Below are 11,819 nucleotides of genomic sequence, written 5' to 3' on the forward strand. Positions count from 1 at the left end.
ATCCCTCCGAGTGAAGGCTGTAATCCTCCCGCGCCGGGCCGCCTACGGAACGAAAGCCGCAAAGCCACAATGAGAGCCTCCTGTCGGATTCGAACCGACGACCCCCGCTTTACAAGAGCGGTGCTCTGGCCAACTGAGCTAAGGAGGCGCGCCCGTCAGGGCGTGCGCCACAACGGCGCTAGACAAGGTTAGCCCACGGACTGCCCGCAGGTAAAAACGGCGGTGGCCCGCTTCCCGGAAGAATCCGGGAACGGGCCACCGCCGTAAAGCCTGGCTGGCGCGGGCTAGGCCTTGGCCTTGATGGCTGCGTCGACGAAGGCCGGGAATTCTGTCTGGGCGCTGTCTCCCTTGCCCCACTGCTTGCCGTCCACCAGGACGGTGGGGGTGCCGGTGACGCCCAGGACCGCGGCTTCCTGGGTGGTGTACTTCACCCAGGGGCGGTAGGTCTTCTCTTCGACGCACTTGTCGATGCTCTTCGCGCCCACTTCGGTGGCCATCTTCTTCAGCTCATCGTCGGACAGCCCCGCGCTGCCCTCGGCAGGCTGCTTGTCGAACAGGGCGTTGACGTAGTCCGAGTACTTCTCCGGGGACTCGTTGACAACACAGGCCGCGGCGTTCGCTGCACGGGAGGAGTAGTTGGTGGTGGACCGGCTGTCCAGGAACCCCATGGCGCGGTATTCCACGGTGATCTTGCCTTCGTCGCGAAGCTTCGTGAGGGTCTCGTTGTACGTTGCTTCGAAGTTCTTGCAGACGGGGCAGATGAAGTCGATGTAGAGCACCACCTTCACCGGCTTGCCGGCCTCAGCCTCGGCTCCGGGGGCCTTGACCGTGGCGGGAGCCGATGCGGGGGCTTCCGGAAGGTCCGTGATGTTCACGGTCGCGGGATCGGACTTGGCGACCTCGGAGCCCTTGAGCAGGGTGATGCCGCCATGGGCGTTTCCGTTGGCCGGCGTAGGGCCCTGGTCCGCTACGGGCGCATTACTCCGGAGGCTTGAGCTGACGATGATCGCCACGACTGCAAGGATGGCGACCACCACAACAACGATGCCCCATCCGATGAGCAACTTGTTCCGCTTGTCCTTCTTCAGCTGCTCTTCACGGATCTGGCGGGCTTTCTCGCGGGCCTCTGCCGTGCGTTCTGCTTTGGACATGCGGGGTTCGTTTGCGGGGCTCATTAGTTCCTCGTGTCGATCGGACAGGTGCGGACCACCCAGGGGCAACTCTCCCATTTTAGGGGGAAACCCCGGAGCTTGCGCTTTCAAGTATTCCTTCAGCCTGCCCAACGGACGAATAGCCCGGAAGATTCCGGCCCGTTAGGGTTGGCTTAGAGCCACAAGCAACCCCAGGGGGCGCAATGCAAGGACCTGACAGCGACAAACCGAATACGGGAACGGACGGCGGGGCTACGTCTGCAGACAGCTCCCACGCCACAACGTACGACTTCATGGTGGTGTCCAACCGCCTGCCAGTGGACCGCTGCGCCCCGGGAGAGCACGGAGACGACGGCTCCGGCTGGCGCCGTTCGCCCGGCGGCCTGGTGACCGCGCTCGCTCCGATGATGACCAAGACCGACGGCGCGTGGGTCGGCTGGCACGGCGCCCCCGACGAAACGGTCAAGCCGTTCAGCCACGGCGGCATGGACCTGGTCCCGGTCCAGCTGAGCAACGATGACGTTGAGCTGTATTACGAGGGCTTCTCCAACGCCACCCTCTGGCCGCTTTACCACGATGTCATCGCCCCGCCGGAGTTTCACAGAACCTGGTGGGAGTCTTACCGGAAGGTCAACAGAAGGTTCGCCGACGCCGTCGTGCGCCATGCCGACCACGGCGCAACAGTGTGGGTCCAGGATTACCAGCTCCAGCTCGTGCCGCGGATGCTGCGCGAGGCCCGGCCCGACCTGCGGATCGGATTCTTCAACCACATCCCCTTCCCCCCGCCCGAGATCTTCGCCCAGCTCCCCTGGCGCCACGCCATCATCGACGGGCTGCTGGGCGCCGACCTCGTGGGCTTCCAGCGCAGCAGCGACGCCGGCAACTTCATGCGCTCGGCCCGCCGGTTCCTCGGCGCCAGCGTCAAGCAGCAGCAGGTCCACGTCAAGGGCGCCGACGGCGGCATCACCCATATCGCCCGCGCCCAGGCCTTCCCCATCTCGATCGACGTCCGGCAGATCACGGAACTGGCAAGAAAACCGGAAATCATTGAACGGTCGCGCCAGATCCGCCAGGACCTCGGCAATCCCAAGACCATCCTGCTGGGGGTCGACCGCCTCGACTACACCAAGGGCATCCGGCACCGGCTCAAAGCCTACGAAGAGCTACTCAAGGAGGGAAAGCTCAACGTTGGCGATGCAACGCTGATCCAGGTGGCCAGCCCGAGCCGCGAGCGCGTGGAGCAGTACCGCCTGCTGCGCGAAGAGGTGGAGGGCACCGTGGGCCACATCAACGGAACCTACGACACCATCGAGAACACGGCCGTGCGCTACCTGCACCACAGCTACCCCATTGAAGAGATGGTGGCGCTCTATCTGGCAGCGGACGTCATGCTGGTCACGGCCTTGCGCGACGGCATGAATCTCGTGGCCAAGGAATATGTCACTGCGCGGACCAACAACGACGGCGCGCTGGTCCTCAGCGAATTCGCGGGCGCAGCAGACCAGCTCAAGCAGGCGCTGCTTATGAACCCGCACGACATCGACGGGCTCAAGGACACTGTCATGCGGGCCGTAGGGATGTCTCCCAAAGAATCGGCCCGCCGCATGCGTTCCATGCGCAAACAGATCCTCGACCACGACGTCGACCATTGGTCCGCCGAGTTCCTGCACGCCCTTAACGAAAAGGTGGTCCGCGATGACTCCTGAGGCAGACCCCGCCCGCGCCCGTGAAAGCACCCCGCTGACGCTCCCGCCGGAGCTGCTGGAGGCCGTCCGGCGCATCGCCGGCACTGAACACCTGCTGGTCGCCATGGACTTCGACGGCACCATCTCGCCGCTCGTGGACCACGCGGGCGACGCGCGCCCGCTGCCCCGTTCCGCGGCCGCCTTCGCGGAGCTCGCTGTCCTTCCGCGCACGACGACGGCACTCATCTCGGGGAGGGCCCTCGACAGCCTGCGGGCGGTCGCCTCACCCCCCGAAGAGACTCTGCTGATCGGCAGCCACGGAGCCGAGGCCTGGCTCGGCCCGGGTTCGGCGCCCCTCACCCTGGAGCCCGAACAGCGGGAACTCCTGGCTGAGGTCCGCAGCATTCTGGAAGGCATCGTGGAGCTCGCCCCCGGCACACTCCTGGAGGACAAGCCCGCGGGCGTCGTCCTCCACACGAGACTGGCCGCGGATGACGTGGCCGAAGACGCGGTTTCCGCCGCCCGCGCGGCACTAAAGGAGCGCAAGGGACTTTATCTCAAGAACGGAAAGAGGGTTCTTGAAACGTCAGTGGTCCACGCCTCGAAGGGCGAGGGCGTCGACTTCCTCAGGCAGGCCTCAGGCGCCACGGCCGTGATATTCGCCGGCGACGACACCACTGACGAAGACGCCTTCGGACGCCTCACGCCGGGTGACGTGGGTGTCAAAGTGGGCCTCGATTTCACACAGGCCCAGTTCCGCGTCGAGGCGCCCGTGCACGTCGCCGAACTGCTGGAAGCCCTGCTGCGGGAGCGGCGCAAGACCGTGGAAGTGCCATCCTGATCCGGCCCGCGTGTGGCATCTCACGTGTGAGCTCCGTAACATTTGCAACCATTCGGGATAAATCTGACATACTCTCTATGTGATGTGGCGCACAGGAACCGTGCGGCGTCACGCGATACTCCTCGGCTTAGGCCGGGGAGTACATAAAGCAGTACATAACTGAATTACATGAACCATTCACTACGGATCGTCCGGCACGTACCTGCCGGTGAAGGGATTGATAACTGTGGCTACAGTTACTTTTGATAACGCTACGCGTCTGTACCCGGGCACAGAGAAGCCCGCTGTTGACAAGCTCAACATCGAAATCGCTGATGGCGAATTTCTGGTCCTCGTAGGACCCTCCGGCTGCGGCAAGTCCACTTCCCTGCGAATGCTCGCAGGCCTCGAAGATGTGAACGCCGGCCGTATCCTCATTGGCGACCGCGATGTCACCGACGTTCCGCCGAAGGACCGCGACATCGCGATGGTTTTCCAGAACTACGCCCTGTACCCCCACATGACCGTGGCGGACAACATGGGCTTCGCTCTGAAGATCGCAGGCGTCAGCAAGGAAGAGCGCGCCGAGCGCGTCCGCGAAGCTGCCAAGCTCCTGGACCTCGAGCCGTACCTGGACCGCAAGCCGAAGGCCCTTTCCGGCGGTCAGCGCCAGCGTGTTGCCATGGGCCGTGCTATCGTCCGTAACCCGCAGGTCTTCCTCATGGATGAGCCGCTGTCCAACCTGGACGCCAAGCTCCGTGTCCAGACCCGCACCCAGATTGCGTCCCTGACGCGCCGACTGGGCGTCACCACCGTGTACGTGACCCACGACCAGGTGGAAGCTATGACCATGGGCGACCGCGTCGCCGTGCTCAAAGACGGCCTGCTGATGCAGGTGGACACCCCGCGCAACCTCTACGACAAGCCCAAGAACGTCTTCGTTGCCGGCTTCATCGGCTCCCCCGCCATGAACCTGCTGGAACTCCCCGTCGTCGACGGCGGCGTCCAGTTCGGCGGAACCGTCTACCCGGTTCCCCGCGATGTCCTCGAAGAGGCACACGGCGCCACTGTCACCCTGGGTTCACGCCCCGAGGACCTCGAGCAGGTCGCTGCAGGTGAAGGTCTTCAGGTTGAGGTTGACGTCGTCGAAGAACTCGGCGCCGATGCCTACGTCTACGGTCACACCACGCTGGACGGCAAGAGCCACGACATCGTGGCCCGTGTCGACGGCCGCCGGCCCCCGATGAAGGGTGAGTCCATCTACGTTCGCCCGCAGTCCGGACACGTACACCTGTTCGACACCAAGACCGGCCTGCGCCTGGGCGACTAGTCCCCACCGGCGGTTGAGCCTGTCGAAACCGCCAGAGCATCTCCGGAATAAGCAACCGACGGCGGCCCTCCCAACCGGAAGGGCCGCCGTCGGGCGTTAAGCACCGGCACCCTGACTCTGTTTAGGCACGCCGACCCTACGTACGGAAGAATTGAGCCATGACCGAGGAATACAGCGCCCAGTGGCATGACGAACCCACCGACTACGGGCAGATCGGCAAGCTGCCGCGGTTCGAAGCCGCCAGTGCGAACGATGAAAAAGCGTCCTTGGTCTCCAGTTCCCTGAATATCACTGCGGCCGCCGCGGATCCGGAACTGCTGGACCTGCCGTGGCACATTGCGCTCGAAGACTGGCCGGCCGAGAACCTGGCCGCCCTCCCCCGCGGCATCTCGCGGCACATCGTGCGCTTCGCACACCTGGGCGGGTCCGTCATCGCCATCAAGGAAACCTCCGAACACGTTGCCCGCCACGAGTACCACATGCTCCGGAAGCTGGCCCGGCTGGATGTCCCTTGTGTGGAACCCGTCGCCGTCATCACCGGCCGCACCACCCCGGACGGCAGGCCCCTTAACCCTGTACTCGTCACACGCCACCTCAAGTTCTCCATGCCGTACCGCGCTCTCTTCTCCCAGATGCTGCGCAAGGACACCCTGACCCGGCTCATCGACGCGCAGGCCCTGCTGATGGTTCGGCTGCACCTCATCGGCTTCTACTGGGGCGACGTCTCGCTTTCCAACACCCTGTTCCGCCGGGATGCCGGCGCCTTTGCCGCGTACCTCGTGGACGCGGAAACCGGCGAACTCTATCCGGACCTCTCCACCGGCCAACGGGAGTATGACCTGGAGATTGCCCGCGTGAACATCGCCGGCGAGCTCATGGACCTCCTCGACGGCGGCCTGATCGAGGAGAAGGTGGACCCGGTGGCCACGAGCGAGCTCATCATGGAAAGCTACCGCCGCCTCTGGATGGAGCTGACCGAAAAGGAATCGTTCGAACTTGGCGAACGCTGGCGGGTGGGCGCCCGCATCCGGCGCCTCAACGAGCTGGGCTTCGACGTCGAGGAATACGCGATCAAGACCACCCAGAACGGCTCCACCATCCAGCTGCAGCCGAAGGTCGTGGACGCCGGCCACCATATGCGGCGCCTGTTGCGCCTCACCGGGCTGGATGCCCAGGAGAACCAGGCCCGCCGCCTGCTGAACGACATGGACTCGTTCCGCGCGGACAACAATCCGGAGATGGACGAGGAATACAGCGCGCACCTCTGGGTGAGCCAGATCTTCGAACCCATCGTGCGCTCGATCCCCCGCGACCTCTCAAGAAAACTGGAACCCGCCGAAGCCGTGCACGAAGTGCTCGAGCACCGCTGGTACATGTCCGAAAAACAGGAACGCCACATTCCGCTGGCCGAAGCGGTGCAGTCCTACATCGATTCCATCCTGCGCCACCGCCGGGATGAGGCAGCCATCATGCTCAACCCCGACACCGGGCTCCTGAAGATCCTGGAAGTGGAAACGGAAGAGTCCCGGTACGGCGACGAAGAATCCGTTGACGAGTACCCGGACTCAGACGACTGATCCTGAGCGCACGGCCAACGCGCCGCTGCCAGTGGCACGGCCGGTTGTGGCGCTGCTTATTGCGGCACTGCTTGTTGTGCCACTGCTTGTTATGGCACAGCTGCGTTAAATCGCTTTGCCCGGGTTCAGTATGCCTGCGGGGTCGAAGAGCTCTTTGACCCGTCGCTGCAGTTCACGGATGGGTTCCGGCTGCTCCAGGCTCAGCCAGCGCAGCTTGTACTGCCCGATGCCATGCTCCCCCGTGATGGTGCCGCCCATGTCCAGTGCAACCGCGATTGACGCATCCAGTGCCTTGTTCAGGCGTTGCATCGCATCAGCGTCCACAAGGTCATTCACGCGGTCCACCCAGAACGTGGGATGCAGGTTCCCGTCGCCGGCGTGGGCCACCACCTTGAGTTTCACTTCGTGGACCTCAGCCAGCGATTCGAGAGCTGCCACGTAGTCCACCAGCCGCGAACGGGGCACTGCCACGTCCTCGCCCACCCGGTACTGATCGTCCACTTCGACGCCGCGGCTGTTGCGCCGCAGTTCCACCAGCTGCTCGGCTTCCTCGCTGGCTTCGGTGGTCACCACCGCGCCGCCCGCGGCAAGCACATCCAGCACGACGGCGGCCTCCGCCGCTGCCCCGAAGCCGTCGGTCTGGATCAGCAGGAGGGAGGCCCCCCTCGACGCCAGGTCCGAGCCGTGGATCTCATCCAGCTGCGTGAGCGACCCGCCGTCGAGCAGTTCCATGATGGCCGGCTGTACGCGGGCCCTGCCCACGGCTAGCACGCCGGCGGCTGCCTGCCGAAAGTCAGGGTAGAAGGCTGCGATAGTGTGCACCTCCCGCGGCAGGTACTTGAGCCGCACTGTTGCGCCCACCACGATCCCGAGCGTCCCCTCCGATCCGACGAACAACCCGGTGAGGTCGTAGCCTGCCACGCCCTTGAAGGTCTGGTGGCCGGTGCGGATGAGCGAACCGTCGGCGAGCACCACATCCAGCGCCAGCACAGAGTCGCGTGTCACTCCGTACTTGGCGCAACGCAGCCCACCGGCGTTCGTGGCTACATTCCCGCCGATCGTGGACATCCTGAAACTCGCCGGGTCCGGCGCGAACATCAGGCCGTGTCTGGCGGCAGCATCGTTCAGGTCTGCGTTGACCACTCCCGGTTCCACGACGGCGGTCTCGTCGTCCGGGTTCAGGTCCAGTATCCGATTCATCCGCTCGAGGCTCAGAACGACCGACCCCTCGGTGGCGTGGGCTCCTCCGGAGACCCCCGTTCCGGCACCCCGCGCCACAAGTGGAACCAGGTGCGCGGCGCAGCTCTTCACGGTTGCCTGTACGTCCGCCACCGACGCCGCAAAGACCACAGCGAGCGGCTGCTGATAGTCCAGCACCGGCGCCTGGTCCACCGCGTAGGCGGCCAGGACGGCCGGGTCCTGGACTACTTTTCCTGGCCCCAGGTTTGACGTGAGTTCGTCAGCAATGCTGCTCATTGGGTCTCCCGTTTCCGTCACACGTGCCTCCCAGTCTAGATGTCGGCCCAGTCCCGTGAGTTACGTCTCACCTACCGGAATGCAAGCGCTTCCAATCCAGTGAAGGTCCTGACGCTTCTACACGGGAGTATTACCGAAACTGTCAACGTACTACGCACTGGAAGCGCTTTCATTCTGACCTGCGCTGCCTCTAAACTTGCCCAATGTCTGTTGACTCATTACTGCATTCCCCTTCGCCGCTGGCCGGCTCCCTGACACCCGTCCACGCCGCTGACAATGCCCACGGCTGGTGGCGATCGGCCGTCATCTACCAGGTGTACCCGCGGTCCTTCCGGGACATGAACGGCGACGGGATCGGCGACCTCGCCGGCATCACGGCGGAACTGCCGCAGCTGGCCGAACTGGACATCGACGCGGTGTGGCTCTCACCCTTTTACCGCTCCCCCCAGCGCGACGCAGGCTATGACGTCAGTGACTACTGCGATGTGGACCCGCTGTTCGGCTCGCTCGGCGACTTCGACGGAATGGTGTCCGAGGCCAACCGGCTCGGCATCAGGGTGATCGTGGACCTGGTCCCCAACCACTGCTCTGACCAGCACCGCGATTTCCAGGCTGCGCTGGCCGCAGGGCCGGGCAGCCCGCAGAGGGACATGTTCATCTTCCGGGACGGCACAGGCCCCGCGGGCGAGGAGCCGCCCAACAACTGGGAGTCGCACTTTGGAGGTCCGGCCTGGACACGGATCACCGAGCCGGACGGAACACCGGGGCAGTGGTACCTGCACCTCTTCGACTCTTCCCAGCCTGATTTCAACTGGGACAACCAGGCCGTCCACGACGAGTTTGAGCGCGTGCTGCGCTTCTGGCTGGACCGCGGCGTCTCCGGCTTCCGCGTGGACGTGGCCCATGCCTTGGTCAAGGCGCCCGGGCTTCCTGCTTGGGGCGGACGCGCCGACGGCACCAGCATCGATGGCTTCCCGGGGCATGCAGCCCCCATGTTCGGCCAGCCGGCCCTGCACGACATCTTCCGGAACTGGCGCCGCATCCYTGAAGAGTACGGCCCCGACCGCATCCTGTGCGCCGAGGCCAATGTAGAGCCGTTGTCCCGCCTGGCCGAGTGGGTCCGGCCGGACGAGATGCATCAGGCGTTCAACTTCCCCTACCTGCATGCCGGCTTGGACATCCACCGGCTGCGGCACGTCATCACCGAGTCCCTGACGTCGCTGGACGCCGTGGGCGCGCCCAGCACCTGGGTACTGTCCAACCACGACGTCGTGCGGCACGCCACCCGCTTCGGCTACTACTGGTCGTCACCGCGCGAAGGCGACGGAATCGGGCCCCAGGACCCCCAGCCGGATCACGACCTGGGCAGAACCCGGGCCGCAGCTGCCACCCTGTTCATGCTGGGCCTGCCTGGCGGTGCCTACATCTACCAGGGCGAGGAGCTTGGCCTTCCCGACGGCATCGACATCCCCGCCCACCAGCGGCAGGATCCTACGTTCGCGCGGACCGGAGGCGCCCGGCTGGGCCGCGACGGTTGCCGCGTCCCGCTGCCGTGGCGTGCCTCCGAGCCGCACCACGGCTTTGGTTCCGGCCAGGACCCCTGGCTGCCGCAGCCGGCGAGCTTCGCCGAACTGGCCCGGGACGCCCAGGCCGGGGACCCGTCGTCGCACTTGAACCTGTACCGGCGCATGCTGGCGGTCCGCCGCGAACTCGGCCTCGGCCGCGGTTCACTGTCGTGGGCCGAAGAGTGGTGCACCGGCGCCTCGTTGGGTTTCCTCAACGGCAACATCCTGGTGGTCATGAATGTCGGCCAAGACGCCCTCGAACTGCCTGCGGGTGCAGTGCTGCTGCGCAGCTCCGCCAGGGACTACGGAACCGAGGGCTGGCATGGATTAGGCTCTGGGGAGACCGTTTGGTTGAGGATTTCAGCAGAGGATACGGAGACCTAACAACATGGCCGGCATCAAGGACGTCGCGGAACGTGCCGGGCTCTCCATAGCCACCGTTTCGCGGGCCTTGAGCGGCAAGGGCAACGTGTCGCCGAAGAGCCGCGAACGTGCCCAGGCGGCGGCTTCCGATCTCGGTTTCGTGCCGTCTTACCAGGCTTCGAGCCTGGCCTCCGGCCGCAATTACAACATCGGGCTCGTGGTCCCCTCCGTCCACCGCTGGTACTTCTCGTCGGTGGTGGAGGGCGTTTCTGCGGCGCTGCTGGACGCCGGCTATGACCTGACGCTGTACAACGTCAGTGAGGGCTCAGCGCGCCGGCAGAGCGTCCTCAAGGACTTCCTGCTCCGCCAGCGCGTAGACGCCGTGATAGCCGTTTCGCTGGCCCTGACGGAGTCGGAGATCGGGCAGATGCTGGCTGTGCACCGGCCCATCGTGGGCATTGGCGGCCCGCTCCAAGGCGCCTCCACCATCCGGATCGACGACCACGGCCTGTCCGAAGCGGCGGTGAACCACCTCATCCGGCTGGGCCACTCCAGGATCGCGCATCTGACCGGAGATTCAGTCTATGAACAGGACTTCAAGATCCCGCGCACGCGGCTCGCAGGTTTTGAAATGGCCATGCGGGATGCAGGGCACGACGTCCGGCCGGAGTGGATTGCCACCGCTGATTTCACCATGCAGGGCGGCTACGCCACGGCTCGTCAGCTCCTCGGCAGCCCGTCTGAGCGTCCCACCGCGGTCTTCGCCGCTTCCGATGAAATGGCCATCGGCGCCATCCTCGCTGCCCGCGACTTCGGCCTCAGGGTCCCGGAAGATCTGTCCGTCATCGGTTTGGACGGGCACGAGCTCGGTGAACTCTTCGGTCTCACCACCATTGACCAGGATCCCCGCGGCCAGGGGGCGCTGGCGGTGCGCCTCTTGCTGGAGGGGCTCGACGGCGGCGCCGGCCGGCCGGCAGTCGATACCGAGTACCCCACGAAGTTCGTTATCCGGTCGAGTACCGCCGTACCGCCATCGATCAGCTAGCTGGCACGCCCATGAAGCGGGCAAACCTTGCGAGGACATCCGGCCAACCCTTGTCGTAGCTGGCGCGCGTCGCGGACGGGTCCTCCGCGCCCTCCCAGCCGTCATGGACCAGGCGCACCTCGGTGCCCCCATCCACGGCTCTGAACGCGACCCTCAGCTCCGTAGACCACAACGCTGTGGTTCCCGGATACCAGGACGCGTGGAACGACAACGGCGGCTGCCAATCATCGATGGTTCCCCACGAAGTGGTCTTGCCATCGTCCGCCGTCTCAAGGATGAGGTTTTCCTCAAACTCAACGTGCGACCCCGTACCGAAGACACTGTGCTCCTCCATGGGCCACCACAAATGCGTATGGTCCGTAAACCCCATGAAGGCCCGGGATACAGGTCCAGGCACAACCACGGTGCAGATCACCGGATCCAATTCGACGGAGGGATCAGGCTGATTGGCGCCGGGGCCGGCAGCGTGGCTGAAGAGGTTTTCCATGGGCACCAACTCTACAACCTCGAGACCGACAGGATCGCTGGTGCGGGCTGGTGGTTGAGCCCGTCGAAGCCCGAGCCGGGCTCTGGTTGTGCTCGCCGAAAATAGGGGCCGGTGCATGCGGCGGTGTGGTTGGTTTCCGGGTTAAAGAGCGAAGGCCCCGACATTTGCTGTCGGGGCCTTGGCCGTAAATAGTGTCCGGCGGTGACCTACTCTCCCACACCCTCCCGGGTGCAGTACCATCGGCGCTGTGGGTCTTAGCTTCCGGGTTCGGAATGGGACCGGGCGTTTCCCCCACGCTATGACCGCCGTAACCCTTGTAC

9 protein-coding genes, 1 tRNA gene and 1 rRNA gene are annotated in these 11,819 nt (G+C 65.0%); 6 read left to right on the forward strand and 5 right to left on the reverse strand.

The genetic code is table 11. The features are described from left to right. Window positions 1–74: 74 nt before the first annotated feature. Both AC1D14_RS20260 and AC1D14_RS20265 read right to left on the reverse strand, forming a co-directional pair. A tRNA-Thr gene (locus AC1D14_RS20260) sits at window positions 75–148 on the reverse strand. A gap of 136 nt (window positions 149–284) precedes the next feature. Further along, a complete protein-coding gene (locus AC1D14_RS20265) occupies window positions 285–1,175 on the reverse strand; it encodes a DsbA family protein (protein ID WP_230119749.1) in 891 nt (296 codons plus the stop codon). Between the two features lie 179 nt (window positions 1,176–1,354). Between AC1D14_RS20265 and AC1D14_RS20270 the strand changes: the two genes are divergently transcribed. The 4 genes from AC1D14_RS20270 (at window position 1,355) to AC1D14_RS20285 (ending at window position 6,563) form a co-directional block, all read left to right on the forward strand. Beyond that, window positions 1,355–2,857, forward strand: coding sequence for an alpha,alpha-trehalose-phosphate synthase (UDP-forming) (locus AC1D14_RS20270; protein WP_290369781.1), 1,503 nt, complete (start codon window positions 1,355–1,357; stop codon window positions 2,855–2,857). After that, window positions 2,847–3,677 carry a trehalose-phosphatase gene (gene otsB, locus AC1D14_RS20275; protein ID WP_230119748.1) on the forward strand — a complete coding sequence of 277 codons (831 nt, stop codon included), beginning with the start codon at window positions 2,847–2,849 and terminating at the stop codon, window positions 3,675–3,677. Before AC1D14_RS20270 ends, otsB begins: the two co-directional genes overlap by 11 nt. Before the next feature lie 226 nt (window positions 3,678–3,903). Continuing rightward, window positions 3,904–4,986 carry an ABC transporter ATP-binding protein gene (locus AC1D14_RS20280; protein WP_230119747.1) on the forward strand — a complete coding sequence of 361 codons (1,083 nt, stop codon included), beginning with the start codon at window positions 3,904–3,906 and terminating at the stop codon, window positions 4,984–4,986. A gap of 158 nt (window positions 4,987–5,144) precedes the next feature. Beyond that, entirely contained in the window at window positions 5,145–6,563 is a 1,419-nt protein-coding gene (locus tag AC1D14_RS20285) for a DUF4032 domain-containing protein (protein ID WP_476877609.1), read from the forward strand. Window positions 6,564–6,668: 105 nt separating this feature from the next. Here the strand turns inward: AC1D14_RS20285 and AC1D14_RS20290 are convergent, their stop codons facing one another. Then, the gene (locus AC1D14_RS20290) at window positions 6,669–8,039 is read right to left on the reverse strand and encodes an FAD-binding oxidoreductase (RefSeq protein ID WP_476969093.1); all 1,371 of its coding nucleotides are present in this window, start codon (window positions 8,037–8,039) and stop codon (window positions 6,669–6,671) included. A 203-nt stretch (window positions 8,040–8,242) separates the two neighbouring features. On the opposite strand from AC1D14_RS20290, the gene AC1D14_RS20295 reads away from it, so the two are divergent. Beyond that, window positions 8,243–9,988: a glycoside hydrolase family 13 protein gene (locus tag AC1D14_RS20295; RefSeq protein WP_476969094.1), complete on the forward strand. Its 1,746-nt coding sequence runs from the start codon at window positions 8,243–8,245 to the stop codon at window positions 9,986–9,988. Window positions 9,989–9,992: 4 nt separating this feature from the next. Beyond that, window positions 9,993–11,012 carry a LacI family DNA-binding transcriptional regulator gene (locus AC1D14_RS20300; protein ID WP_476969095.1) on the forward strand — a complete coding sequence of 340 codons (1,020 nt, stop codon included), beginning with the start codon at window positions 9,993–9,995 and terminating at the stop codon, window positions 11,010–11,012. Here AC1D14_RS20300 and AC1D14_RS20305 read toward each other — a convergent pair. Both AC1D14_RS20305 and rrf read right to left on the reverse strand, forming a co-directional pair. Next, the gene (locus AC1D14_RS20305) at window positions 11,005–11,499 is read right to left on the reverse strand and encodes an SRPBCC domain-containing protein (RefSeq protein ID WP_476969096.1); all 495 of its coding nucleotides are present in this window, start codon (window positions 11,497–11,499) and stop codon (window positions 11,005–11,007) included. The two genes, AC1D14_RS20300 and AC1D14_RS20305, sit on opposite strands and share 8 nt — an antisense overlap. Window positions 11,500–11,692: 193 nt before the next feature. Further along, window positions 11,693–11,809: ribosomal RNA gene (gene rrf, locus AC1D14_RS20310) — 5S ribosomal RNA — on the reverse strand. Between the last annotated feature and the right edge of the window lie 10 nt (window positions 11,810–11,819).

It is taken from the genome of Arthrobacter sp. P1_B11, assembly GCF_056406715.1.

Coding starts and splice junctions, on each gene's coding strand:
- AC1D14_RS20265 (WP_230119749.1), bottom strand. CDS start 1,175: ATGAGCCCCGCAAACGAACCCCGCATGTCCAAAGCAGAACGCACGGCA.
- AC1D14_RS20270 (WP_290369781.1), top strand. CDS start 1,355: ATGCAAGGACCTGACAGCGACAAACCGAATACGGGAACGGACGGCGGG.
- otsB (WP_230119748.1), top strand. CDS start 2,847: ATGACTCCTGAGGCAGACCCCGCCCGCGCCCGTGAAAGCACCCCGCTG.
- AC1D14_RS20285 (WP_476877609.1), top strand. CDS start 5,145: ATGACCGAGGAATACAGCGCCCAGTGGCATGACGAACCCACCGACTAC.
- AC1D14_RS20290 (WP_476969093.1), bottom strand. CDS start 8,039: ATGAGCAGCATTGCTGACGAACTCACGTCAAACCTGGGGCCAGGAAAA.
- AC1D14_RS20300 (WP_476969095.1), top strand. CDS start 9,993: ATGGCCGGCATCAAGGACGTCGCGGAACGTGCCGGGCTCTCCATAGCC.
- AC1D14_RS20305 (WP_476969096.1), bottom strand. CDS start 11,499: ATGGAAAACCTCTTCAGCCACGCTGCCGGCCCCGGCGCCAATCAGCCT.